This window comes from Micromonospora sp. HK10, from assembly GCF_000982955.1.
In the GTDB taxonomy this organism is placed as follows: domain Bacteria; phylum Actinomycetota; class Actinomycetes; order Mycobacteriales; family Micromonosporaceae; genus Micromonospora.
Window position 1 is genome coordinate 154,229 of the sequence record NZ_KQ058829.1, and the last position, 25,456, is coordinate 179,684.

19 protein-coding genes are annotated in these 25,456 nt (G+C 68.0%); 6 read left to right on the plus strand and 13 right to left on the minus strand.

Annotated elements, in window-relative coordinates; all coding sequences use genetic code 11:
* Position 1 precedes the first annotated feature (1 nt).
* Both pglW and LQ51_RS32085 read right to left on the minus strand, forming a co-directional pair.
* Positions 2–4,219 (minus strand): BREX system serine/threonine kinase PglW, encoded by a 4,218-nt coding sequence (pglW, locus tag LQ51_RS16810; protein WP_046566818.1) that lies wholly within the window; start codon positions 4,217–4,219, stop codon positions 2–4.
* A gap of 138 nt (positions 4,220–4,357) precedes the next feature.
* Positions 4,358–4,462: a hypothetical protein gene (locus LQ51_RS32085; protein ID WP_231605777.1), complete on the minus strand. Its 105-nt coding sequence runs from the start codon at positions 4,460–4,462 to the stop codon at positions 4,358–4,360.
* A 404-nt stretch (positions 4,463–4,866) separates the two neighbouring features.
* Between LQ51_RS32085 and LQ51_RS31350 the strand changes: the two genes are divergently transcribed.
* On the plus strand, positions 4,867–6,144 hold the full coding sequence (locus tag LQ51_RS31350; protein ID WP_197087790.1) for an HNH endonuclease: 1,278 nt from the start codon (positions 4,867–4,869) through the stop codon (positions 6,142–6,144).
* A complete protein-coding gene (locus tag LQ51_RS31355; protein WP_052744931.1) occupies positions 6,131–7,585 on the plus strand; it encodes an argonaute/piwi family protein in 1,455 nt (484 codons plus the stop codon). Before LQ51_RS31350 ends, LQ51_RS31355 begins: the two co-directional genes overlap by 14 nt.
* A 1,043-nt stretch (positions 7,586–8,628) precedes the next feature.
* Here the strand turns inward: LQ51_RS31355 and LQ51_RS16825 are convergent.
* The 8 genes from LQ51_RS16825 to LQ51_RS16855 form a co-directional block, all read right to left on the minus strand.
* Positions 8,629–10,065, minus strand: a complete 1,437-nt coding sequence (locus LQ51_RS16825) for an IS1380 family transposase (RefSeq protein WP_082159479.1) — start codon at positions 10,063–10,065, stop codon at positions 8,629–8,631.
* Between the two features lie 180 nt (positions 10,066–10,245).
* Entirely contained in the window at positions 10,246–11,283 is a 1,038-nt protein-coding gene (locus tag LQ51_RS32090) for a tyrosine-type recombinase/integrase (protein ID WP_082159480.1), read from the minus strand.
* A gap of 686 nt (positions 11,284–11,969) precedes the next feature.
* A complete protein-coding gene (locus LQ51_RS16830; RefSeq protein WP_046566822.1) occupies positions 11,970–12,437 on the minus strand; it encodes a hypothetical protein in 468 nt (155 codons plus the stop codon).
* A 187-nt stretch (positions 12,438–12,624) separates the two neighbouring features.
* Complete coding sequence (locus LQ51_RS16835) at positions 12,625–13,554, minus strand: nitric oxide synthase oxygenase (RefSeq protein WP_231605772.1); 930 nt, start codon at positions 13,552–13,554, stop codon at positions 12,625–12,627.
* A gap of 105 nt (positions 13,555–13,659) precedes the next feature.
* Positions 13,660–14,889: a tryptophan 2,3-dioxygenase family protein gene (locus LQ51_RS16840; protein WP_046566890.1), complete on the minus strand. Its 1,230-nt coding sequence runs from the start codon at positions 14,887–14,889 to the stop codon at positions 13,660–13,662.
* On the minus strand, positions 14,886–15,914 hold the full coding sequence (locus LQ51_RS16845; RefSeq protein ID WP_052744939.1) for an aminotransferase class V-fold PLP-dependent enzyme: 1,029 nt from the start codon (positions 15,912–15,914) through the stop codon (positions 14,886–14,888). Before LQ51_RS16845 ends, LQ51_RS16840 begins: the two co-directional genes overlap by 4 nt.
* Before the next feature lie 125 nt (positions 15,915–16,039).
* Positions 16,040–16,762, minus strand: a complete 723-nt coding sequence (locus LQ51_RS16850; protein WP_082159482.1) for a tryptophan 2,3-dioxygenase family protein — start codon at positions 16,760–16,762, stop codon at positions 16,040–16,042.
* 78 nt (positions 16,763–16,840) lie between these two features.
* Positions 16,841–17,194, minus strand: coding sequence for a hypothetical protein (locus tag LQ51_RS16855; RefSeq protein ID WP_231605774.1), 354 nt, complete (start codon positions 17,192–17,194; stop codon positions 16,841–16,843).
* Between the two features lie 1,408 nt (positions 17,195–18,602).
* Between LQ51_RS16855 and LQ51_RS16860 the strand changes: the two genes are divergently transcribed.
* The gene (locus tag LQ51_RS16860) at positions 18,603–19,139 is read left to right on the plus strand and encodes a hypothetical protein (protein ID WP_231605775.1); all 537 of its coding nucleotides are present in this window, start codon (positions 18,603–18,605) and stop codon (positions 19,137–19,139) included.
* 251 nt (positions 19,140–19,390) lie between these two features.
* Here the strand turns inward: LQ51_RS16860 and LQ51_RS31360 are convergent, their stop codons facing one another.
* Positions 19,391–20,449: a gamma-glutamylcyclotransferase family protein gene (locus LQ51_RS31360; RefSeq protein WP_156313126.1), complete on the minus strand. Its 1,059-nt coding sequence runs from the start codon at positions 20,447–20,449 to the stop codon at positions 19,391–19,393.
* Positions 20,450–20,870: 421 nt separating this feature from the next.
* Complete coding sequence (locus LQ51_RS16870; protein WP_156313127.1) at positions 20,871–21,917, minus strand: hypothetical protein; 1,047 nt, start codon at positions 21,915–21,917, stop codon at positions 20,871–20,873.
* Between the two features lie 177 nt (positions 21,918–22,094).
* On the opposite strand from LQ51_RS16870, the gene LQ51_RS16875 reads away from it, so the two are divergent.
* The 3 genes from LQ51_RS16875 (at position 22,095) to LQ51_RS16885 (ending at position 23,789) form a co-directional block, all read left to right on the plus strand.
* Positions 22,095–22,820 (plus strand): hypothetical protein, encoded by a 726-nt coding sequence (locus LQ51_RS16875; RefSeq protein ID WP_156313128.1) that lies wholly within the window; start codon positions 22,095–22,097, stop codon positions 22,818–22,820.
* 465 nt (positions 22,821–23,285) lie between these two features.
* Complete coding sequence (locus tag LQ51_RS16880; RefSeq protein WP_046566828.1) at positions 23,286–23,483, plus strand: hypothetical protein; 198 nt, start codon at positions 23,286–23,288, stop codon at positions 23,481–23,483.
* 54 nt (positions 23,484–23,537) lie between these two features.
* Positions 23,538–23,789 (plus strand): FlaG family protein, encoded by a 252-nt coding sequence (locus LQ51_RS16885; protein ID WP_046566830.1) that lies wholly within the window; start codon positions 23,538–23,540, stop codon positions 23,787–23,789.
* Positions 23,790–24,558: 769 nt separating this feature from the next.
* Here LQ51_RS16885 and LQ51_RS16890 read toward each other — a convergent pair.
* Complete coding sequence (locus tag LQ51_RS16890; protein WP_046566832.1) at positions 24,559–25,392, minus strand: SAM-dependent methyltransferase; 834 nt, start codon at positions 25,390–25,392, stop codon at positions 24,559–24,561.
* Positions 25,393–25,456 lie beyond the last annotated feature (64 nt).

The window sequence follows — 25,456 nt, forward strand, 5'->3', positions numbered from 1 at the left end:
GCTACTGCTCCTTCTGCGTAGCTGCGCTCAGGGCAGCCATGCTGTCGATCCACTCGTTGTCGAGGTTGACGAACTGGTTGGGTGCGGCGAGCGGGACCGGCCGGCCGTCGACCACAGGACCGTGGTTGCCGTTGAGCTGCGGCACTAGCAGCCAGACCGCCCGGCGGCGCGGCGCGGCCAGGTCGGTCCAGCGGGTCAGCAGCGCCATGTTGTCATAGCGCGCCAGCGGCGACGCGTCCGTGAGCAGCACCGGCGAGTCCGCGCTCCCGTCGGCAAGGGCTCGCTCGACGGCCGCCTCGACCTCGGGCCAGGACCGACGAACCAGCTCTTCCAAACCCCGGCGGGGACGGCTCGACTCGCGTTCGGCGTCCGCGGCGCGTACCAGATCCCAAGGCATGTTGGCAGCCGCGGACACCGACCGCAGCGCCTCCAGCAACGCGCCCGTCAGGTCGACCGTGGTAGCGCCGTAGCGGGCCTGGGCAGCATCGATCAACCGGCCCAGGCGGTCGGCCCGGGTGCCGAGCGCGAGGAACGACCGGCTGCCGATAGACGTTTCTAGCCTCGCTCCCAATGCGCCGGTCGTGCCGACGGGAGATGTCGTCACCGCGAGGCTGGTCACCGACCGGGACTCCAGCCCGGTTGTCGCCGCGCCGGTCTGCAGGGCTCGATAGACGCGCAGCCGGTCGTCGAAGGTCAGGCCGAGACCCGCGTCCGTGATCAGGCTGTCGAGCGCCGGCCGCTGCGGCAGCGCCGGCACCGCGGGGAACCGGACCCGTACTCGTTCGCGGATTTCGTCCGGGGTGAGCTGCTGCCCGCCGAAGTCCGCGAAAGTCTGAGCCAGGGCCGCCACCGCGGTGAGTTCGCGGTGGTGCAGGTCGCCGGCACCGGTGGCGGCTGCGTGAGTCGACGCGGCTGCGGCCAGAGTCACGCGGCGCAGCGGATCGGCGAGGGCCGCCGGCCAGCTGCTCTCCGCGGGAACGGCCGCTTCGAGGCGGGCTTGCACACGCTGAGCCGGAATGATCGCGTTCGCGGCGTCGCCGGTTGCACCGACAAGGCGGTCCGCCTCCGCTGCCAGCGATTCGGCGACGTCACACAGCATCTGATCCTCGGCTAGGAGCGTGACGACGCCGGCACGTCGCCGAACCCAGACCGGCAGCTGCGAGCCGTCGGCCTTGTTCATCGCTTTGCGCCGTTCCAGGGCGAAGCGGAGCAGGCCACGTGCCAACCGTTGGTCCACATGGGGCTCGGGTGCGAGCGTTTCGAGCACCGTACGGGTCAGTTCGGCGACCGTCGCGACGGAGCCGAGCTCGGTGAGGCGGGTTGAGACTGCCTCCGCCAGCCGATCAAGGAGGGCCCGCGCGTGATCGTCCCCCGCCCACCGCTCCTGCAGGGTTCCGAGCAGTGTCGTGATACGCGACGGCTGCACCGGCTCGTCCAGGTTCGCCCCGAGCTGGGCGTGCGTGGCGAATGCGTCGAGCGCTGTGTCGAACCCCAGGACCAGCCGGACGACTCCGCCGCGTGACGGTGAACGCGGTGTGGCGACGACACGCAGCAACAAATCGGCGGCGGCCGTGGGAGTGAGCGCCGGACCGCTTCGGTCGGTCGTACGGACTTCGGAACCGAGCCGGGCGCGCCACTCCTTGATGCGTGACGTGATCTGCAAGCGAGTCGAGTTCGCAACCCCCTGCAGCCGGGACAGCCTGACCGGGTCGACGGTCAGCAGCTCGCCGACGGTCTCGACGGCGTAGGGCTCCAGCGCCGACAGGGCCCGGCCGGTCAGCCCGGAGTCACGCAACGGCGTGGTCAGAGCGGCCTTGGCAGCAAGTTCGTCGTACGACTCGCCGGGCTCGATGGTGTCGTCCTTCGCGAAGATCGTCAGCCACGCGGTGCGCATGGCCTCGGCGGTGTGATGCCGGGCGCCGGCGTCGCTGGCCAATGCCTTGCGGAAGAAGTCGACCAGATCGCCGGCCAACGTCTGGTCGAACATTTCCGGCCTGATGGTGGCCTCGTCCCGGGTGCTTCCCGGGTCGCCCTTGCCGTCTCCGTAGACCGGGACGCTGCCGGTCGCCATCTCGAAGAGAACCACGGCTGCGGCATAGCGTTCCGCCGCCGAGTCGTATCGATCCCGGGCGCCGGTCAGAAACGGGTCGAGGTACGGCGGGGTCCCGGCCTGCGTGGCGGAGGCTGCAGCGCGGGTCAGGGAGAAGTCGAAGAGGATCAGGTGCTTGGTGCGGTCGCCGCGGCTCTCCCGTACGCCCAGGTTGGACGGCTTGATGTCACGGTGATCGATCCCGGCCTTGTCCAACGCAACGAGGCAGTCGAGAAGGTCCTTTCCATAGCGGTCAAGCAGGTCGTACGACAGCCGGGTACGCGCCCGCAGAGCGCTGGTCAAAGTTTCCGCTCCCGCGCTTTCGAGCAGCAGCGCCCGCCGGCCACCAACGACCACGTGCGGATCGAGAACCTTCACGATACGGGGGTGGTCGAGCCGCTTGAGCGCCTCCGCCTCATCGTCGAGACGCGTCGCGGCCGTATCGTTGAGGGCCACCTTGAGGACGCACTCGGGGTTTCCTTCGGCGAGCAGATCCTGCACGAGCAGGCCCACGGCCGTCGAGCCCTGCCCGAGCCGCCGGATCAAGCGGAACCTTCCGTCGAGAACGGTGCCGGGTGCCGCCTCGAGCGGGTCGGTCTCCTCGTTCGCGGTGGCGGCGTCGCGCTCGGCCGCGCCGAGCTGCGAGAGGAAGGTCGTGACGTCGGCCGTCCGCCGGCTGGGTGCCGGATCGGTCGCTTTGAGGACGAGCGAGCGCAGCGTCGAGGGGATCTGCGGCAGCTCGATCGCCAAGTCGAGGCCTTGCTGGTCGCGCAGGCGCTGCTTCAGGGCACTCCGGCTCGGTGCCGGCGATCGCCCGGTGAGCAGATAGAAGGCCAGGCTGCCCAGACCGAACACATCAAGCCGGATGCGGTCGGCGTCCGCGCTCCAGGCCCCCTCGGGCGCGGTGAACACCTCGGCCGCCCCTGATCCGTGATCGTCCAAGGACACGTCGACCAGCGACGTCACGCCATGAACTGTGCCGCTGGTGGCTGAGAGGCTCTGAAGACTTCCGGAGCCTTGCCAGTCACCGACCCGAACTTTGACGTCACCCTGGGTGCCGGGGACCGGACGCACCCACACCGCGGGCGGAATCAGCCCGCGGTGGACGACCCGGTTGTTGTGGGCGTATTGCAAGGCCTCACCGATCTGGCGGATCATCGACAGCTGCGTCGCCAGCGGTACGCCCTGTTCCTGCCCGGCCAGCCACAGGTCGAGACGTTGCCATTGCTGGTCGTACGGGTAGACAAGCCCGATGCCAAGTTCGGATTCGACCAGGTCGCGAGGGCGCAGCAGCCCGTCGTGCTGCAGCCGCGACATGATGCGGAACTCGTGCTCCGCGATCTGACGGGCCGCGACTCGTTCCGGTTGACTCGCTGTCGGCGGCAGCACCCGGAAACGGATCCGGGCACGGTCCTGCTGGACCACCCGGTGGTAGGCGAGCCAGTCCTGCCAGCCTTCGTCGGAGTCGATGGCCTGGTCCTCGATGACCCACGAGCCCGCCTCGCGTTCGCGGCGCTGCACGAGGCCGATGCGTTCCAGCAGCTTGACCAGGATGTGTTCCTGGTTCGGGCCGATCGCCCGCCGCCCTGCAGGTTCGAGCACGAGTTCGGAGATGCCGGTGAGGTGGCTCTGCGAGACGCGGTCGTCGAGGCCATAGAGGTTGATCGCACTCGCCGGGCTGAGAACGCAGCGCAGGTCGGGGTGGTGCAGGAAGACGGCCTCCTGGACGAACGGAATGACCTCCCGCTCGTCGGAGATCTGAACGTTCTGCTCCTGCGCCCACAGCCGCAGCTCATCTCTCAACTTGCTCGCGAAGTACTGCGCTTTACGCCGCGTCAGCTTGAGCGGGGAATCTTCCGGCCGCCGACCGTCACGGGCCCAGCGCTGATCGTCACCCCGGAGTGTGCCGGAGTAGTACTTGAGCTCGATGAGGTGCAGCTGCTTACGACCGAGAAGAAGCAGGTCGACCTCGTGCCATCGGCCCCGCGAATCGCGGAACTCGAAGTTCGACCAGGCGCGAAACGGCGTCTCGTCGGGCATGATCGCCCGGACCAGGGCCAGTCCCTCGGCTTCGTGAGGAAACTGCGAGGGCGAGACGTCGACCCACCGGTCCTGCCCAGCCTCTGCCACTGTTCCACCCTCCGCGCCGCGCCCGGTTCGTCCCCACCGCTCCGGCCGCAGCAGCATATCCGGTCAGTAGCCGACGGTCGTCGTCTCATTCGGCAGGACTCACCGAGCGTTGGGTCAGCGCTGATGAGTGCGGCTACCTCACCACCAGGACAAGGGACGGCCCAGCGCGGTCGCGGCCGGGACGTCAGCGACCCACTCAGCGATCGCGGCGCACGAGCGGTAGCCGGCCACGACGGCACACATGGCAGCAGTGACGACGACCGTCAGCTGGTACCGCACCCCGCGACGGGCACGGGATCCGGCAGATCGTTGTCACCCTGCGTGGCCGACACGGATCAGAAGGTAGCCGTCGCGCGAGCCGGTGCATAGTCCAACGGCCTGCCGGGCCGCTGCGGCCATCGACATGTTCCGTGGTCCGAACGACGACCATGCGGCCGATGGATTGAACTGTGGGAGCCGGCGCACCACGGCAGTCATCGTTTCCGCGGGTGCCTCATAGCCGTCAATTCGGCGGCAGACGGCGTGCTTGTGCCTGCTGACGGTCTTGCCGCAGCCCTGGACCAGCTCCCGCTGCTTAGGGTTCGCGGCAGCGGGAGTGTCGTACCGGCCCGTTACAGTCAGGCCCGACCTTGAGGAGGTGGATCCGGTTGGCGAGCCGCGGAGCGATACCGGACCGGGAAGTCAAACGCCTCTATGCGGTCAGTGGAAACCTCTGCGCCTTCACCGGCTGTGAACAGCGGCTGTGCGAGCCGGGCGATTCGGGAGAGCCCGGAGTGGTCACCGGCGAGATGGCGCACATCGTCGCCGCGAGCAGGCAGGGACCGCGCGGGCGCGGGGTGCTCACCGACGACGAGCGGAACAGCGCCGAAAACCTGATCTTGCTGTGCGAACGGCACCACAAGATCGTCGACCGTAGGCCGCGCACCTACACGGTCGATGTGCTGACAGAAATGAAGCGCCGCCACGAGGCTCCGTTCCTCGCCGCGCCGACTGAAGCCACCGCAGCCCCCGTTGTGTCCGAGACGTTGCTGTCGAGCCTGCTGGTCGTCTCGGAGTTGCCGCAGCAGATCCGGTCGGCGCCGTACGTGGCCGCCAGCCCGAAGGAGGTGGCCGCCACGGTCCGCTGGGATGCCGACGAGGGCCCGGTCGCGTTTATCACCCGTGAGCGGCGCTTGTTTGCCTTCCACGATCTGCGGTCGGCGTCGGGTCCGTTCGCCCGCTCAGTCGACCGGGGCGCGGTCGAGTTACTGACGGCCCGGGACCTGTGCAGCACATCAGACGGGCAGCGCTGGTACGTGGAGCTGCTCAACCGGACGCTGTCATGGCATCTGCGCAGCCTCGGGATGCGGTTCGACCAGGGGCACAACCGGTACTACTTCACTCTGCGCGAGGATGGGTCCAGTCCGCGTATGGACTACCGGTCCAAAACCGGCCGGGCGATGTCCCGAGACGTGGTTCGCGAGGCCGTGCGCCGCGACGGCACGTCCCGCGGTTTCTGGTGGCACGAAGCGGTCGCGTTGCGGTTCCTCCCACTTCGCGGACGGGGCTGCGTGTTGTCGGTACGCCCCGAGTACCACCTAACCAACGACGGCCGCGAGCCCCTCGACGGGCCGTTGGTCGGCCGGCGGGTTACACGCCGCAAGTCCCGCATCTACAACGGCCAGTACATCGACGGCATCCAGTTCTGGCGAGAGGTCATCACCGCCGGTCGCCCGCGAAGGGTGCTGCGTGTCGGTGGCCAGCGCCTAGTCATCGAGAACGAGCTGCTCGGCTGCGACATCACTTGGCCCGGTGTCCCCAACGACGTGCTTGCGCTGGCCGCCGGGCCGGTTCCGGACGACTTGCTCAGCCTGCTCGACGCCGAGGACTTCGCCTCGGACCTCGATGACGACTTCGACGACGACTGGGACGATGATGAAGGCTGACCCGCGCCTGCTGGCCACTGCGCCGAGGAATCTGCCCACGCTCGCGCGCCCCACCCTGGGCGCTCGGTGGCTGCCCGAACCGTCTCTCCGCTTCGCTGGCGACGCCGAGCACCTCGATCCCAAGGTCGGAATCCCGCTGTACGGACCCCGTTCGTTCGGCACCGGCCGGCACCCGGCCGAGATCCACGTGGGATTCGTCGGGACCGCCGAGGCCGTCGACCGAGCCCAGCGGTTCCTTGCTCAAGCAGCGGGTGGCGTCGACGGCGACACGCAACACCACCCGTTCCCTGGATGCGAACCTGGCGAGGGCTTCCGAAGCGATCTACGGCTCGACGACGACCTCGTCGAGCGGATCACCACACGGGAGATGCACGCACTGCTGGACATCACCAAGACCCGAGAGCGGTTCGAACGTGCACTGGCGCTACTCGATGAGAAGATGGCGCTGCTGCAGGACCGCGACCATCCTCTGGATTGCGTGTTCATCGTCATCCCGGAGTCGCTGTTCAAGGCATGCCGGTCAGTCAAGTACCGGCAGAACAGCCAACTCGTCGAACGCGACCTCCGCCGGGCATTCAAGGCGATGGCGATGCGGTACCGCATCCCCACCCAGTTCTTGCGCGAATCCACCACCGGCCTCACCGACACACGCCGACAGATGGACCATCCCTCCGAAATCGCCTGGAACCTGTTCACTGGCCTGTACTTCAAAGCGGGCGGACTGCCGTGGTCACCAGCGGACATCACCCCCGGCACCTGCTTCATCGGGGTCAGCTTCTTCCGACCCATGGGCAGTGACAAGACCCTGCGCACCTCCGTGGTGCAAGCCTTCGATGAAAACGGTGACGGCCTCGTCCTGCGGGGTCATGACTTCCGCTGGGATGAGGCCCGCGACGGCCGGTCCCCCCATCTTCCTGAGGACCTCGCGGCCGACCTGGTCCGCATGGTCCTCGACCGCTACCGGAAGGAACGCAAGCAGACCCCGCGCCGCGTGGTCGTGCACAAGAGTTCGCTGTTCACCGGCCCCGAACGTGCTGGCTTCCAAGACGGCCTCGACCAGGTCGCCGAACACGACCTGGTATGCCTCGCACCGCGCAGCGATGTACGCCTCATGCGCCAGGGCCAATACCCGCCGCTGCGCGGAACCACCTTCGCTCTCGGCGACGACAGCTACCTCTACGCGACCGGCTACATCCCCGCGCTCGGCTACTACCCTCAAGGTCACGTGCCCACACCGTTGCTGGTCGCCGACCACGTCGGCGACACCCCGCACGACCGGCTACTCCGAGAGATCCTCCTCTTGACCAAGATGAACTGGAACTCCGCCGAATACGCCGAGGCCTTGCCCATCACCCTGAGGTTCAGCAGGCTCGTCGGCGCAGTCCTACGCGAGGTACCCGCCGACCAGGAGCCCGCCACCAAGTACAGCTACTACATGTAGCCCCGAATGCGACGAGCGCGGGGCCCAGGATGGCCCGTGCTACGGATCCCGCCCACTCACCGACCCGGCCACCGAATACCGCAATGCCCAAGACGGCCGCCCCGGCGGAAGGACTGTCCTCATCCGTCAGAAGTGCCGGACCTCCGCCTGGCGCCGCTGCGGTTTGACCGGCCGCGGCGGCCGGCGCCGCCGCGGTTGTTGAGGCCTTCTCGTGGGCATGGCCGGTCCCAAGCCGTGCAGGACCGTGCCGCGGATCTCCTCACGTATCTCGCCCAAGGCGCTGAGGACGAACGTCTTGCCGGCCGGCCGGCCCTTGCCTCAATCGGAACGCACAAGTACGGCGACAAGGAGCCCGGGGCAGGCTTCTACGATATGGCCAGGTCACTGGCTATGACGTACGGGAGCCCTATGTGTTCTGGGCGAGCCAGGTACAGGACGTGTTCAAGTTGTATGGGCACCCGAGCCGCAGTACCTGAACCGCGGAGGCGATGACGAGGAACCCGAGGCGCGCAGGTCGCGAGCCCAACTGCGGCGCGCCTGCATGTCGCAGACGTAGGTGTCAGGGTCGATAGCCCATACTGAGGCCGGGCCGCCCTCGTCCCCGCAGCCGAAGTGGCGCCTAACTAGCGGAGCACGCCCGAGGATCATCGTGAGTGCCGACGGGCATGGCGTGGGACCATGCCGGCGCTCGTCTGCCGCTGAGATCGCGGAGGTGGCCGGGCTGAGCAAGCCGTTCGGCGATGCTCTCGCCGGCCTGCGGCGGCGGCGCGGCCGGCACGATCCGGGCTAGGTCGCGGTGGACCTGGCGGTGATGGGCGCCGATGGTGGTGGGGCGATCTCGGACCTGGCCGTGCTGAGTGACCACCAGGCAGCCCTTAACGAAGGGGTCCGGGTTAACCTCGGTCTTTCGTTAGGTGTTGATCAAGGGCCGTGGGCGGGCTGTTGATCTTTTCGGGATGATCCGTCGTGATGTGGGCATGGTGGTGGCCCGGCGCGGGGCCGGGTTCCTCCGAAGGGTTCTCGTCGGGTTGGGGTGCCGGGGTTCAGGTGACCGGTCGGGGTAGCGCGGCGAGGCGGTTGAACGCTGCGACGAGGTCGTTGGCCCAGGGCCAGTGCTCGGCGATGCGTAGCCGGGTCTGTCGGGCCGAGCGGGTGAGCCGGGCGGCGACGTGGAGTAGCCGGTAGCGCAGCTTCTTGGGTTCGGCTGCGGCGAGTTCGTCGTCCAGGAGTAGCAGTTGGGTCCAGGCGAGCAGGTCGATGCCGGTGAGGGCGACTTCCAGCCAGGTGGCGTTGATGGCGAACAGGCGGGAGGGGAATCGGCCGAAGCCGGTGTCCTTGCCGCAGCGGATGCGGTCCTCGACGCGGGCGTGACCGCGGTGGCGGGCTTCCAGGTACTGGATGGCGCCGTGGCCGGGTGGGGTGTCGGTGGCCAGGACCTGGTGCCGCATACCTTCGATGGTGTCGAACAGGCTCAGTTGCGCGCCGGGGTGCGGCCGCTCGCGGCGCACGATGAACCGGGTTCCGGCAGGGAAGCCGTCGGCGGGGACCAGGCCGGTCAGCTCGGCCACGTAGGCGCCGTCGCGGGGTTCGCCGTCGGTGTCGAGGGCGGGCACCCACGTGCCGTGCTGCTTGGCGTGCAGGATCGCCTGCCGGATCGGTTCGGTGATGGCGACTCCGACTGAGTACGTCGTGTCCACGCCCTGCTTGCGTAGGTCGCGGATGTGCGCGAGGAGCCCGTAGGTGCAGCCGGCCGAGTCGGTGCGGATCAGGATCGGGGTGCCGTGCCGGTGGGCGTCCGGGATCTGGGCCAGGGCGGCGTCGAGGACGGTGATGTGGTCGGCGGTGGTGTTCGACCCGGCCCGGCCCTCCCGCAGCAGGCCGGACAGGGCCTCGCGGGTGTTGTCCAGGAAGCAGAACAACGGGTGGTAGCCGAAGGTCTTCTTCCAGGTCGGCGTCGCCGATTCCTTGTCCGAGTGGCACAGCACGATCGAGGCGTCCAGATCGAGGACCAGGCCGGGGACCGGCTGGCCAGCCGCGGTTGTCTGCGGGATCCCGCCCCGGGTCTCGGCCAATTGGGCCCACGCCAGTTGGCGAGACCGTGCTCGAGCCTCACGCAACCGGCCCAGTGCCTCACGGTCCACGCCGGACAGCAGTCGCCACGCCGTCGGGTCCGACGCGACCGGACCGAACAAGCCCGCCTGGTCACGCAGCACGGCCAGGTCCGAGATCGCTTCACCACCGTCGGCGAGCATCACCGCCAGGTCCACCGCGACCCGGCCTGGGTCGTGCCGGCCACGCCGCCGCCGCAGACCGGCGAGGGCGTCGCCGAACGCCTCGGTCAGCCCGGTCACCTCCGCGACGTCAGCGAGGAGACGAGCGCCGGCATGGCCGACCACGCCACGCCCGTCGGCACTCACGATGACCTTCGGGCGCGCTCCGGTAGCCTTCACTCGGTAAGTGCCTTCCGTGCGGGCGATCATGGGCCTTCGACAAGCCAGATCATCCCAGATCGGGAGGCACTTCCTCATTTCTGATCATGAACCACGGACGGCCCTACTGAACGGCTGAGGTTAACCTGCCTTCAGGCACACAAATGCCGACCCTGATGCAAACAGAAGTCGATAAAGCCTTTGCCGACGACTTACCGAAGCACCCGGGGCTTACTCCTCGGCAAGGAGCGGATGCGGCTCGCCCGACAGCGCAGATAACGCCCGAGCAACGTCGTAAATATCTGCCTTGACGTACGTACTCGTCACACCGGCGTCCGAGCGACCGGTATGGCCAGCGTACGCTCTTGCGATGGCGTATCCAAAATTCCGTTCAACCCAGGTCAACGTGGTATGCCGTAGCCAGTGTGTAGAAACCTGCTGGGCCTGGATCCAAGGCAGGCGACGGCCCAATCGCTGCCAGAGATGATCGTAGCGACGGCTCGTCAATGGAGCGCCCGACCGATATCTGAGCAGTTGCGTACCGCCACCGATCTTCCCACGCTCTTCGTAGTGCCGGACAAGCATACGCAGCATAGAAGGGGAGACGGGCTGCCAGCGAACTGTCCCGCCCTTCTCGCTGAGACGGATGCAGCAATTATCGAGGTCCAAGTCCGCTCGGTCCAGGCCCAGTGCTCCACCCCGCCGGCAGGCTGTTTCGATGTGAAGTCGCAGGATGAGGGAGTCTAGGTGCGGATCATTTCCCGTACGCCCTGCGAGTTCCACTATCCGCGCAAGCTGACGCTCCGCTAGAGCGTGTCGATTGCTCGGCAGCCTTCGGGGCTTTGCCACTCGTCGAGCTGGATCTTCCGCCTCGGCAATCAAGCCGTCGGCAACCGCGAATGCATAGAGGCAGCGAAGGGCAGAGACCGTGTGCTCAGCCGCTGAGCGACCGCCGCGTGAGTTGCTACGGACGACTGCACTCGCGCGGATCTGCTCTACAAGCGCCGAGATTTCGGATGGTGTTGGGTCGTTCAGTTTGCGCTCGCCCCAGCACTGCTCGATTCGCTTCCAGTAGCTTTCATAAAGTCGGCGGGAGCCTGGAGCAACGGCCACCGCCACGCGCTGGATGTAGTCACGAAAGGTAGGGATTCCCGGCGGTTCGCCGATTGCCGACGGTCCACGCAACCCTTCATTGGGAATCCGCGCAAGAATCGACCGCAGGGCGGCTACCTCTTGGTTGGTTAATCCGTTCGGCAACGGCCCGGTCATGTAACACCACCCGAGCCAATGTCAATGACAGCCGCGAGCGCAGATTCCACAAGATCAATGGTGCAAAGGATGACCACTCCTTCTTCCCTCCGCGCCACCGCTAAGAGTCGTACGCCTGTGGACAGTTCGGCCGAAAGCCTGATAGGAGAGAGTACGCGGAGGTGGCCCTGTGCTGTAACCAGACACGTCCCGCCCTCGCCGCGCTGGATTATGACGAAGCCCTCCCCTACTTTGCCGTTCAGCGAATCGTCCGGGCTCCAGCCCATTGCGCGAACCGGGGTTCGATCCGCAAGCCGCCCTCGCGCGTCCATGACGGTGAGGCAGTATTGCCAATGACTACCTTTCGCGGGCCTACGTCTTTGAGGAGCATGGAGACCGATAGCTGCCAGCAAAGATGATGGCGGGGCCGGCCGCCTCGCGTCCTCGCCACCTCCGGATGCCGCATTCGCAAGCATCATCGCCATGACTCCCCGCACACATAGTTCACTGAATCTGGCTCTCGGCGACCTCAGCCGCCAAATTGCTGATTCGAGGAGGTCACATCCCCTGGGCATCCTAGGATGTTGGTGACCTGCTCAGGAATCGAGCTCTCAGGTCTCATCGCATCGATGCAGCACGCTTCCTTTGAGCGACTACTGGCGGCACGGGAGCTTGGGGCCCGCGCAAGCGCGGGCCCCAAGCTCGGCTTACCAGTCGCCGACGGCAGTGAATCCGTAGTACTTGCCCAGGTCGATGCGGACCCAGACGTAGAACTTGGTGCCGTCCTTGACGTTGGTGGCGAGGTTGCGCCACTGGCCGACGGGCACGTGCGTCCAGTAGTTGCAGGTGGCGCGTCCGTAGAAGTTGATGCAGGCGTCGAACGGGCCGTAGTCCTTGCCGTTGCCGGTGTTGCGGACCTGGATGTCCTTGCATTGGCTGGTGGTGCGGTAGTAGCTGGGGTATTTGGGGTAGCTGATGATCTCCACGCCGTTGTACTGCATGAAGGCGTCGGCGGCGCCGAACTTGGCGCTGTAGGGCGCGGCGCGGCAGCCGGCGGCCTGGGCGGGCCCACCGGAGACGCCGACGAGACCGGCGGTGACGGCTGCCAGAGTGACAACTGCCGCGGCCAGGCGCGTCAGTCGCCGGTGTGCCTTGGCGGGTGTGCGTGTGGACACGTGTCCTCCCTTGCTTGGTTGGGTGTGGCGGCAGCGGCCGGGGGGACGTCGGCGCGCTGACGCGGTGAGGGTTCATGGCCGGTCCTGCGGTGGCCGGCGGTGAGGGCGAGGCAGTACGGGTCCGGAAGAAGAGCCGGGGTGGGCTGGCTGGTGTTGTAGTAGCGGCTCCAGGAGGGGTCCTGGGGCGTCATCGGGTAGGAGTTGAGCCAGCTCCAGTCGCCGACCACGACGCGGCCGGCGGCTTCCTCGTGCTGCACGAAGCGGGCGAAGGCCGGCTTTCGCGGTGGTGGTCGGTGATTGACACGCCCGCCGCTTCGAAGCTGTACAGCACGGCTTCGTGCAGGGTGAGCAGGGCTTTGTCGGCGCGCAGGCGGTCGCGGTCGTCGAGGCCCAGGCCGGCGATGATGGCGGGGAGTTGGTGGTAGCGGTGTTCGTCGGCGAGGTTCCGGGTGGCGATCTCGGAGGCCATGAAGGTGCCGCTAAACGGGGCGGGGAACCGCAGGCCACCGAAGTGGAGCGCCATGTTGCTGATGACGGGTACCGCTGGCCAGCGCAGTTCGAGATCAGCGATCCACGGGTAGTCGGGGTGGTGGATCGGCACCTCGAGGATGTGCGCTGGGTCGGTCGGCAGCAGGTGCAGTCCCCCGTCGTTGGTGGCGGCGATCCAGGGCAGGAGGTCGAACGGGCCTCGCCGAGTGGGTCCTGACCAGCCGAGGTCGGTGGCCAGGCTGGTCAAGGCCAGGTTGGCGGGGTCACCGATGATGCCGTCTCTGCTGGGCCAGGCCGCGTAGCGGGCCAACTGCGGGCTGATGATGCGCGCCGGTGGCGGGCCGGTGTGTGTGGCGGGTGCGAGGACGGTGATGATGGAGCGGATCCGTCCGCCGTTGGTGGCCTCGTCGAGGTGAGCGGCGAGTTCTCGGCCCACATCCTGCAGGGTGGTGATGTGGCGGCGGTCGCGAACGATGAGGCTGGGCCAGCGCAGTCTGCCGATGCAGCGGCCGGAGTTGCGCCAGGCCACCCGCGCCGCGTAGGTCAGCTCGTCGTAGGTCGGCCGCCACGTCCCGTTCGCGCGGATTTCGGCGCGCACTTCTCGCCAGCGGCGCGCGAGGCCGGGCATCCCTAACTCGTTGTGCCGTTGGCGGAGGAAGGCGTGGGCTTGGGTTGGCAGCTGATCGTGGGGCATGTCCGCTCGTCGGCGCACGGTCGATGGGGCAGTCATCGGTCACCGCTCCTCAGGATCGTGGGCGTCGCGGTTGCGGAAGACGTGTTGGTCGCGGCCGTGGAGGAGGTAGGGGGTTCCGGGTGTGGCGCCGGTGCCTGGTCGTTCGGTGCCGAGCATTCGCACGGCGAGGCGGTAGTGGGTGCGCCGCCATTGGTGCACGGCGGCGGCGAACTGCCGCATTCCGTCGGCCAGAATGGGCGTTTGCGCGAGAGCTCGATGGTCGGCGCGGATGGCGTCCAGGGCGTCGTCGAGACTGCGCTGTCCGTTGCTGACGCGGGCGTACACGTCGGGCACGGACAGGTACGCCACTGAGTGCAGACGCTGTGGGTCGGGTGTGCGGCACAGCGATTCGACCAGCTTGTAGGCGCGGGACTGGATGGCGCTTGCCCCGTCGGTGTAGACGCGGAAGGCGTGGAACGCCTCCGGTTGCATGGTGGCCAGCAGCGACCACAGCGGTGCGGTCTCGCGCAGGAGCGAGGCCGCGAAGGACAGGCGCGTGCCGGCCGCGGGCAAACGTTCTTCGTCCACGGCGGTGATGGCCGCGGTGAGGTCCACGGCGAGCAGTGCGAGGGTGGACTCAAAGGCTTGCAGGACCCGGATAAACAGGTACTCGTCGTGGACGCGCTCGACCGGCAGCATCGTGGTCCGCAGGATCAGCCGGTCAGCTGCGGTGCGATCGATTGCGGTCAGCGCAATCAGGCGGCGGGCCAGCGCCATCGGATCGTCGGCGGCAGGGAGGGCGAAGCTGAGCCGGCGCAGTGCGGGAGCAGCGGCGCGCACCGCGTGTCGCACCCGCTTCCTCACCACGAGCGCGTCGGGACGCATCTGGGGCAGCGGCGCCCCGGTGCTGTCGAGGGCGCGAAGCTCGAAGGAGATGAGGTCGGTCAGGAGCAAGGTGTGGAGGTGGTCGCGGCGGGCGAGCAGCTGGTCTGCCGGTTCGGCGTTGCTGTCGGGGTCGGGTATGGGTAGGAGGGGCAGGGCGAGGTAGGTGCGGTAGTCGTACCTGCCGTCGACCTTGTCAAGGGCGACGGCCAGGAAGTCGGCCAGGTATGCGCGCGACCCGGACACCTCGGGCAGACGCTCACGCGCCGAGCGCAGCAGCGTCGTCCACGCCTCAGGGATGAAGTGCTTGCCGTAGTAGAGGTAGGCGTCGACGACAGCGTCGTAGGGAAAGCGGTGCGTGGTGGGCCGCCGGTGGGCCAGCCAGCGGTGCAGCAGCTCGGGATTCATCGGGCCGCTCCGGGGCGGGTGCGGCTGCGGCACCGGTACGCGGCGATCGCCTCGCATACGGCGTCGATGTCCTCGTTCGTGGTGTAGGCGTGCATGGCCAGACGCAGGACACCGCTACGGGGCGCGGCGATGACGCCGTGGTGCCCGAGCCAGGCGGCCATCGCCTCCGCGTGTGGCTCGACGAGCGCCAGGTGGGCGCCTTGCGCGTCGACGTTGGTGGCCAGGCGCACGAGTTCGCCCTGGGCGGCCAGCCGCTGTGCGGTCATGGCGATCAGCCGCTGGGTGTGGTGGCGTACCTGCCGCAGGTCGAGGTCACCGATCAGGGACAGGCCGGCGACGGCGGCGTAGACGGCGGCTGCGGCGGGGGTGCCGGTCTCGTAGCGCCGGGCGTGCGGGGGCGAGTCCAGGACGGTGGTGCGGAAGGCGTGGGGGTCGGTGCGGCCGAGCCAGCCGGTGAGCGCCGGCGGCGGACCGCCCGGATGCCGGACGTAAAGGAACGCCAGGCCGGGCAGTCCGAGCAGATATTTGCCGGTGCCGGTGACGAGGTAGTCGCAGCGCAGGGCGTCGACGTCGAGGGGGATGACGCCGGCGGCCTGGTAGGCGTCGACGAATACGGCAGCACCGGTGTCGTGCGCGGCATCGGCGATGCGTGCGACGTCGAGGCGGGTGGCGTCGCGGTAGGTGACGGCGGGAACCGACACCAGCGCGGTACGGGGTGTGATCGCCGATAGGTAGTCGCTGGTGTGGACCGCCCCGTCCGGTGTGCCACACCAGCGCACCCGCGCTCCGGGTTGGGCCATCCAGGTGTGTGCGATGCCCGGGAATTCGGCGGCGGTGGTGAGGATTTCCCGGCGTCGTCGCCACCGGCGGCCGGCTGCCGCCTGGTGTGCGGCGATGCTGGCGTTGGGCAGGATCGCGACCTGGTCGGCGTCGGCGCCGATGAGTCGTGCGAACAGCTGGCGGGCGTGGGCGACCTGCTCTTCGCATGCTTGCCAGAAGCCGGGCCGAGAGAGGTCGTTGAGCATCCGGGCGACGGCCTGTTCCAGGTCGAGGGTGCGGGGGGCGATGCTGCACGCGGCCAGGTGGGCGCTGCCGGATGGCGTGGCCAACCGCTGCCGGAGCAGCGCGGGTCGGGCCAGTGCCGCCGCGGTCACGGCTGTACCTGCCGGGGACAGGCCACGCGCGAGGCCGCTTCGGTGATTTCGCTGCGGGCTTCCCACAGCGTCGGGAACCGGCGGTGGGCGATGAGCTTGGTGAGGCTGTCAACCGGGGTGCGGCGCGTGCCGAGCACGCCCTGACCGATGACGCGGGTGGCGACGTTGTAGTGCTCGGTGCGCCACAGCGCGATCCTTTCGTCTAGCTCCACCAGCGCCTCGGCGAGCCGGTACAGCGGGTCCGACGGCTGTCCCCGATACAAGTCGACGGGGGTGAGGCGCAGGAAGGAAAGCAGCCGGGCGAACGCGATGTCCAGCTCCGTGGTCGCTTCGCGGAGAAGCCGCCACCCGGGGCTTTCAAACCCTGACCCGTTGCCGAGCGCGGTCCGGATGACGGCGAACTGCGCCGGTTGCAGTGACCGCAGGATGCGCAGGTGCTCGGTGATCAGCCGAAGCGCTTCCGCGGCCCGACCGAGGAGGAGTTCCGCCGCGGACGGTTGATCTGCGGTCATGTGCGCGAGGGCCCGGGCGAGATGCGAGCGGGTGAGCTTGAGCCACAGCTCGCTGCTCTGGTGCACGACCTGGAACAACAGTTCGTCAGGGTGTACCCACTCCCCCGGTCCCTTCTGCAAGGACAGCAGGTCGTCGATGCGCATGTAGCGGGCGTAGTCGGTGTCGCCCGCTCCCGGTAAAACAGCGGGTAGAGGTGTCGTTGGCACAGGAAATCTCCAAGGACGGTCGGACCGATGCGCAGGCGAGGCGATATCGGGATCGGGGGTTACGTCGCGGCAGCCTGATCAGGTGTGCAGGGCGGCCAGGGTCGAGGCCGCCACGGCCGTGAGCCGGGCGGGCAGGTCGCCGGGCAGCGCAGCCCCGGGGCGCAGCGGTGCGGCCGCGATCGTCAGGTAGAGGTTCGCGTCGTAGGTGGCCACGTTGAAGCCGGTCGACTCGTCCGTGTAGGTGTAGGCGGCGGCGCCGACGCCAGGCAGATCGGTGACCGGGCCGGCGTCCTGCTGCGCCTGCCGCATGCCCTCATACATCAGGCGGGCCGAGTCGGGCTCCACGATGTCGACGTGCACCGTCATCACGACACCGTTGGGTAGGCGCCCCACGGTGGCGGTGCACGCGAGGTTGGCGGTGCTGCCGCTCACGCGGGAGGTGTCCTGCCGGCTCCCTACCGGCCCGATGATGTCGGCGACGGCGCGGAGGTCCAGCTTGGTGCATAGCGCGTCAATCGGGCGGTAGAGGGTCGCGGTCGAGGATGGCACGGCTGACGTCGCCGAGGCGCTCACTATGGCGGTGGAGGTCGCGTCGGAAGCAGGCGAAGACTCAGCGGCGCCGGTACAGCCGGACACCGCCAGCGCCACTGCGGCAAGGCCCCACATTGCGGCCGCAGCGCGAAGTGTCAAGCCATAGGGAATCGGCCGCCGGCGACGACGCGACTGACAGCCGAAGGGAAATGACGACGAAGTCATTTGACGCACCTATCCGGGGGTGCGAGCTAGCAGCCGGCGCAGATGATGTCGCGGGCTCCGGGCGCAGACCCGCTCCCCCGTTGTGAGGTCTGCGCCAACAACGCGATCAATTCAGCACACGCCCAACCGGAGTGTCTACGTTTCCGGCCACCACTAGTCGCTTTCACCAGTCCACTCACTGCATCATCTAGGCACGGCTGAACTGGGCGTATGTCCAACGGAATGCAATCCTCCAGCGCGCATCACGCTGGTAGCGGACACAGCAAGAAGCTACGGTTCCTCCCGCACAGCACGGCGGGGCGTCGCGCCTTCCGTCAAGGCCGAGTTCAACACTTCGAACGGGGAGGAAATCACTCGTGCATTTTGGATCGATTAGAACGTGGAACGCGCTGGCAATATCGGCGGCCAGCGCAGCTGTCGGCCTGATGGTCGCAGCCTCACCCGCACTCGCCGATGCCACTCCCACTCCGGACGCGGCTGCGACGAAGGCCGCGACTGCGGAGGCGACCAGCGCCGGCGCGAACCCGCCCGTGCCGGATCCCACCGCGACGCCGGAGCCCGATCCCACCGGCCCGCGGCCGGATCCAGAACCCACCACACCTCCCGGCCCTGAGCCCCCCACGCCACCGCTCCCTGAACCGAGCAAATCGCCGACGGCCCCGCCCCCGCTCAAGCCCTCGCGGCCGTCCAGCAGCGTCTCGAACACGTCCACCCCGACGTCCCACGCCGCCGTCGCCACTGGCAATGCCGATCAAGAACCAGGGCTGCCCGTGACCGGGGCGCGCGTCGCAACCATCACGGCGGTCGGATCCGGGGCAGTCCTCATCGGCGTCGGTCTGGTCGTTGCTGGCCGTCGACGCAAGATTGGCTGACGCTCACGACACAGGCAGGGAGGGCAACTGTGACGAGGCAGCGCCCCGACCAGGCGATCTGGCCCATCGGTCACGGCGACGTGCCGGCGAGGGCGCCTGGCCGGGCGCCTGCCGTCACTCCCGTACACCCTGCAGGTGGCGTCTCCACTCCAGCCCACGCCGCCATCCCGCACAGTGATCGACCAAGAACCAGCCGCGCCCGGCTTGTGGCCATGATCCTCGCGGTGCTCCTTGCCGGCGCCGGGCTCGGCACCGGTCTCGCGAGCTGGTTTGCACCCACATCCTCGGAGAGGCCAAGGGACCGCCCCAAAGGCGATGCCGAAGGTCCGTTCGCCGAGCGTCAGGCCAGCGTCAATCGCAGCCACATCCCGACGAAGCAGCTGGCCGAGTTCGCCGCGCCCTGGCTCGCTCGCATGGGCGACTGCACCGGCGACACCCAAAGCGGAGGACCCGAGCGCGGCGACGGCGAGCAGACGCGTACCCGGTGCACCGCCGGGATCGTCACCGTCTACTGGATCTCATATCGCAGCATCGCCGATCGGGATGCCGCCCAGGCTCGATACGCTGCCCAGGGGCGCACTCACAACATCTGGCTCCCGGCATGCTGCAACCCAGCCCGGCGCCCGCGGAACACCCTCCGCAGCTTCACGTCGAGTACGCCTACCGAGTGCCCGCCGGAGAGCACGCCGGACAGACGGTGGCCGCACTGTGGTGGAGCGATCCCGCGCAGCCTGTCGCCGGCGTCCTGACCGCCTACTGGGAACAGGGTCTCGGCTCCTCCTGGGCACCCCTGCGCGACCTGTGGCGTCACACTTCCTGAACCTCTCGATGACCGCGAGGTCCCTCGGGTGGCTATGGCGGACGAGATGGGCTCCACCGGGACGGCCATAACGGGCCCCGGCACGGGCCGGCCTCGCCGAGAGTCACAAGTAACGGTGCGTGAGGGCCAAGGCTGCTGGTGCTGCGCGTGGCAGTGCGCGGCGGATAGCGTCGAGACCGTTCACCAATTCTCTCCCACCCACTCGTAGACGTTAGCCACGCCGACGATGCCCTCGCACTCGTACAGGCCGAGGCGCCGCTCATAGTTTCGGCCCTCGAAGTCATCCAGGCGAGGCCAGATCATCGGCAGCCCGGCGGAGGTGAACAACGCCGCCGGAACCCTCTGCCCGGACACGTCGGCCTCGAAGGCGGGAAAGCTGGACTGGTTGCGCAGCCACCCGGTCAGCGTGATCTCGGTCCAGTCGCCGGCGGCGACACTGACTTCGTCCTGGTTGGGCTGAGCTGGCCGCAGCGTCCCGTAGGCGGCGAGCCTGTGGGAAGGTCGGACAAGCACAGCGTCGACGATTGCCTCGAGGATGGGAAGGACGACCCGCCCCACCGCCTGGTTCCGCTCGCGCCGCTGCACGTCAGGTCCAGACGGCGTCTTCTCTCCGTGCTGGATGTTGTTCCGAACCACCAGCACCGCGCGGATCAGCTTGTTCAGCGTCTGCGCCGTGCCAGATTTCCGCTCCTCCCAACGCAGCCAGCTAACGCGAAACTCCCGGTGCTGCCTCGACGCGCCCTGCACAACCGGCTCGGTCAGATCCGCGATCCGCTGACTCATGCCGGGCGATCCATGATCGAGGACCAGGGGCTCGAAGCGGGCAAACGCCGCCACCGCTGGGTGGCCAAGCAGACCGCGTTGGTCCGCGGCAGTCATCTCAAGAAGCAGGTTCTGGTGCTTGATCGACTCGGTGCGTCGGCCAGGCACGTTTGGGCGATCCGGATGCGGAGGAAGCGGGGGCATCGTGCCGTCGAGACAGTTCGCCAGCTGATTGAGCGCCCGGAAGTAGTCGGCGCATGCAGCCAGCTCCCAGCCGGGCCGACGTCGAGGCGCGGCTCGAGCATCGTTGATCAAATCCAGTGCAACGAGCAAACCGTCACGCAGCGACGGGCTCTGCCACCAATGATCTCCGCCCACGGCACCGAGTATCCCGACGCCGACACGTCCGTCAACACGCAGCCCCGGGTTCACCCAACCTCTGACCACGTGCGCCCGGATGGCGCTCAAGATATCCACGGCCAGTCGTGTTCCCGGGCGACCCGCCCAGTGATCAACTGGATGGGCGCGGCCCTTCCAAGATCATGGGTGAGGCTGAGGATGCCGAATGGCCTGCTCATGTAGCGGCAGGCCAAGCGGGAGGCTTCGGTGACGGCTGGGCGTCCGGGCCAGGCGCAACGCTCCGACTGCGATGTTGCGGAGGGACGCCATGGCGCGGGAGCGGGTGCGGATGCGTGAGTGGTGAGACTTGGGTCCCATCGGCAACCTTCTGAGCAGGCCTTTCTGCTCGGTGACCTCTTCGGCGAGCTCGATGGGGTCAGCTCCGGTTGGTTGCATGATCGCTCGGGTGATTCCTTTTGTCGATGAGCGGTCGCGTCTCCAATGCTCCGTTGAGCGCTGGGAGGTCGGCAGAGCTCCGGATCACGCGGACGGCCGCTGCTCAGGACTTCTCCTGCTCCGGATCGGTCCCCCCGGCCACGATCGGCGGGAACTGCCAGTCCCGTTCCATCGCATCCCAGTACGCCTTCGCGACCATCTCACGGGCACGGTCGTGTGCGCGCCGGGTCCCGCCCTGCCGCAGGCGTTCGGCCAGCGGCGTTCCGGTGTCGCTCAGGTCCACCAGCGCGGGTAGGCCGTCCGGCAGTGCCATGCCGGTGATCAGCGTCGGTAGCACGACGTCGGCGACGTGCCGCGAGAGGCAGTCAAGCTCGTAGCCGGGGCTGACCCAGACGCCGCGGTCCGGGCGCTGCACGTGCAGCGCGGGCGAGGTGTGCACGGGCGTGAGCACGCCCTTCTGGACGATCTCAAGGACGGTGCCGACCTCGATGTGCCGCATGCCGAGTTGGCGGGTCCGTGGCCCATCGTCCAGCCGCTCAACCAGCGACCGGCCGGCGGCGAGGCGGATGGTGCGATGTTTGTCCTCGTTGGAGTAGTCGCGAAGCAGGACCAGCGGATGCTCGCTGGCCGGGTCGGGTCCGCCCATCAGCATCGACAAGGCTGATGGGATCGCCGGGACGGATGCCTTGTCGGCGAAGGGCTGGAGCGCTGCGATGCGCTGGCCCAAGGTGGCGGTGGTCGCAAATTCAGTGAGCCCCTGCTTCACGAGGCCCTTCACCTTGTCCTCGAACTTCTTCGGGTTCTCGTAGATCAGCATGCTCACGGCCCGAGCCTGCGAGTCGGTCAGCGGCTTATCGCGATTTCTCTCCACGATGTAGAACACCACGTTGTCGATCGCTGACCGCAGGTGGTGAACGGCCCCGCTGAATAACATGGCGGCGATGGGCGGCAGCGGCCTGATCGTGACCACCTCGACCTCCAGGTAGCCGGGCGTCCGCTCCACCTGCCTCAGCGTCAGCGGTCCCTCGCCGTCCGGCCCTCGCGACCACGCCAGCGCGATCTCGGCCAACTCGAAGGCGAGTTGATCGGCGTGCGCCAAGCGCATCGCTACCGGGTGCAGTGCCTCGGGCAGCCAGTCCATCGCTCTCACGGCGCCGACCCTAGTCCGGGCCTCGGACATCGGGCCGCCACGGTGCTCGGCCGCGCTGAGCGGGTTGCGTGGTGAGACGCTGCGTTCGAGGCCCACCCAACCCGCCGAGTTGCCGGACCGCCGTATCGCAGTCATCAGCCTGTATTCCCTGTCATACCCTGCCGTCAACCTGGGGGCATGGCGAACAACACCGAAGAGCCGGCGTCCGCTGAGGGCGCAGGCCAACGCAAGAGCATATCGCCGGCGATGCTGGCCGCGCTGTGGACGGTGAGCAACGGCCGCTGTTACGCCCCTGGGTGCCCGTTCCCGGTCGTGTACGAGGTTCGCCCCGGGCACTTCCAGAAGAACGCTCAGGTAGCGCACATCTACGGGGTCCGGCCCGGCGCGCCTCGCTACCGGCCGGACATGCCGGCCTCCATGCGCGACTCGTTCGAGAACCTGCTGCTGCTTTGCCAGGCACACCATGAGGAAGTCGACGGCAAGGACAGCGCACACCTCTACCCCGTAGACGTGCTGCGCCGCTGGAAGATCGAGCACGAAGGTGACCACGGATCGGTGCTCAAGGACCTGCGTGTGGTCAACACCGGAGCACTGATGAATGCGCTGATAAAGCTTGCCGAACCGCCCCTAAGTCGCTTGGAGAGAATCACGAAGCAACTCGAGCAGACCGGCACCGTTACTGCTGACACGGTTCGGGAGCTCAAGGCGATCACAGCCGTCCTCTCCGCATCCAGTGGCTTGGATAGCGAAGCCGTCCGAGGGATGGTGCGCTTGGCCAACGCGCTAGAAGATTCGAGATTTGGCAGTACCGCCGCACGGCTTAGCGAAATGTTGGAGGTGCAATTCCCGCATGATGTAGCGCGACTGGAGGAGATCCTGATACGGATAGATCGGTACGAGTAACCGCAACCCATTGCCGAAGTTCCTCCCGCACCCGTGCCCGGCACACGCTCTCATGCCGCAGACAACGCGCGGGTCGTCGCCAGTCGCCCGCTCGGTGAGCACCCGCGCCGGCCACGTTTGGTAGCCGAGAGGAGCGCCAGGCAGCCGTGGTGGGCCAGATATGGCCGTCCCGGTGGAGCCCATCTCGTCCGTCATAGCCACTCGGGAAGCTTTTCTCGCGCGCCCCTTTCGGCGCACGCGTCGTGGCGTAGTCGAAACCCTGCCGCGTTCCTCACCCGAAGGCCCCGGGGGCCGCGTCCCTCCGATTACGAGCCCGATCCGCCGCCCGAGGCCCATGCCGCGCAACTCCGCGCGCAGGGCCTGCTCTCCGAACCGGGGGTTCCGCTAGCCAGCGCCTCCTGACCTGCGCCGCTTACTCAAGGAATCGGTCGCCGCTTGTCGGTGGGCTGCGTACCGTCGGGTGGCATGAGGGTGCTGCTGCGCGGCGGACCTGGCGACGGCCAAATGGTGTCTGCCGTCGGGCGGGCTGTCGTGTGGCGGGCCTGCCTGTACGAGGCGACGCCCGACTTCGCCCGGCGGCAGGGGTGCGATCTGCGGGTCTACCGGCACCGCCCCGACTGCTGCGAGGCGCGCGGCCGGGGTGCCGAGGATCGCTGCGAATGACCCGTTCGCGGGGAGGTCACACAACACTCGTTCGAACATGCGTACGATCATGTTGTGGATGAGGTAGCACGGAGATGGTGGAACGGAACGTGGGGTCGCCTCGCGCGCCGCGACGTCTGGCTCATCCGACAGACCCGCTGGAAGGTGGTTGCCCGAGCTGGCGACAGCGAGACGGGCAAGGTGCTGCGCTGGGAGTTCGACGCCCCGGAGGAAGCCCTGGAAATGGTTGACCGCCTCCTGCGCGCGCCCTCGCCCGGCTCATGGCGTGAGCAGGCCGCCGGCCGCCAGCAAGATGGCACCGCGTAGTGGGGTGAGTCGGTCCGGTGACGGGCAGCCGTGTTGAGAAGCGCACGCAACACCGGAAAATGCCGACAGGCGATCTTGGCAGCTTCCCGCTCGGGCCTCCGCCGCGGCTGAGTTGGGCAGCTTCTACGTTGCCAGCCGCAGTGCCCCACCGGCATCCACTCGCGCGAGGTCGTGAACCGCTTGGTACGCGTGCTCCGCGCTCACGATGACCTGACGGCCTGCACCGGGGACCGGCAGGGCCACGTGGTGACAGCTTCCACACCAGGTCCCTGAACGCCACACCCACATCGCCCGCTCCGTCACCGCCCGCGATCCCTGAGCATGGTGCCGGCGGACAGCCGCGAGCAGCCCAGCGGCGCCGCCCACAGCGGCCAGAACCGCCGCTGCGAACATACCCGCAGCAGAGTCCTGCGCGGAGGGCGATGGTGCGGCCAGCAGCCCGTAGCTGATGAAGACCACGATTCCCGCACATGCTGCTGCTACCGCCGCTGGCCGCGACGCCGAACGGGGGTGAGCAGGGGGCCGTAGTTGCACAGCCAGAAGGCTCGACGACGCCGTGGCACTGCGGCTGCGTACGGCGAGCAATCCCCCTGCCAGTGTTGTGGTGGACGTATGCGCCACTCGCGCCCCCGTTGCGCGCACCGCAGGCAGAGCGCGCGTTCCAGCAGAGCCGCAGTGCGGGCAGGTCGCTCCGGTTGCCATAGCCGCCAGTATCGCGAGCGCCTACGACATTCGGCTCCCGATCTCGCGCCCGTCTTGGTCTCGGCGGTCAGTTGGTGGCCACGGCGCCCCGCATCGGTGAACGCGCCGGTGTCGCGGCGTAGGGGTCCGGCTCGCTCAACTCGGGTCGCCATTCGCCGAGCGGCACGAGGCCTGGCGCCATGAGCGTGTAGTCGCCGAAGAGCGCGGTGAGCTGCGCGTCGGTGCGGAGGGTGATCTCGGTTGCCGCTTGGGTGCGAAACACACTCTTCGCCGTTGACACGCTCGACTCTTCATATGTGTCCGTAACAGCCGCCGCACTCAGGTGCGAGAGCACTATCGCGCTGCCGGGGACAAGCCGGTCACGGATTGGTGCCACGACTTGATCGATTCGATCGTCTGGCACCTGCTGCAGCACCGCGCAGTAGAGCAGCGCGGTGGGCTGGTCGAGGTCGATCACGCTGGCGAGGTCGCCCTCGTGGAGGGCATCGATAACAAGGTCGGGGCGGGTGAAATCACCTTCGATGGCCCGGCAGCCCGGGATGCCCATCAGAAGCTCGTTGGACGCGACCACCGCGACGGGGTCGATGTCCACGTACAGCACTCTGCTGGTGGGGTCGACCGCCTGGGCGATCTCGTGCACGTTGCCCTGGGTGGGGATGCCGGAGCCGAGGTCGAGGAACTGTCGAATGCCCGCTTCGGCCAGCACTCGGACCGCGCGCCGCAGAAACAGGCGGTTGGACCAGGCGATGTCGGCCGCGTCGGGAACAGCCTGCAGGAGCTGTCGTGCGGCTTCGCGGTCTGCGGGGAAGTTCTGATCGCCGCCGAGGAGGTAGTCATAGATTCGTGCGACGGTGGCGCGGCCACCACCGGCGCCGCGTGCATCCTTGTGCGTTTCGACCACTGTTTCTCTCCCCGTCCCTGCGCACCTGTGATGCCACGCCATTAGCCCGTGTTTCGTAAGGGCT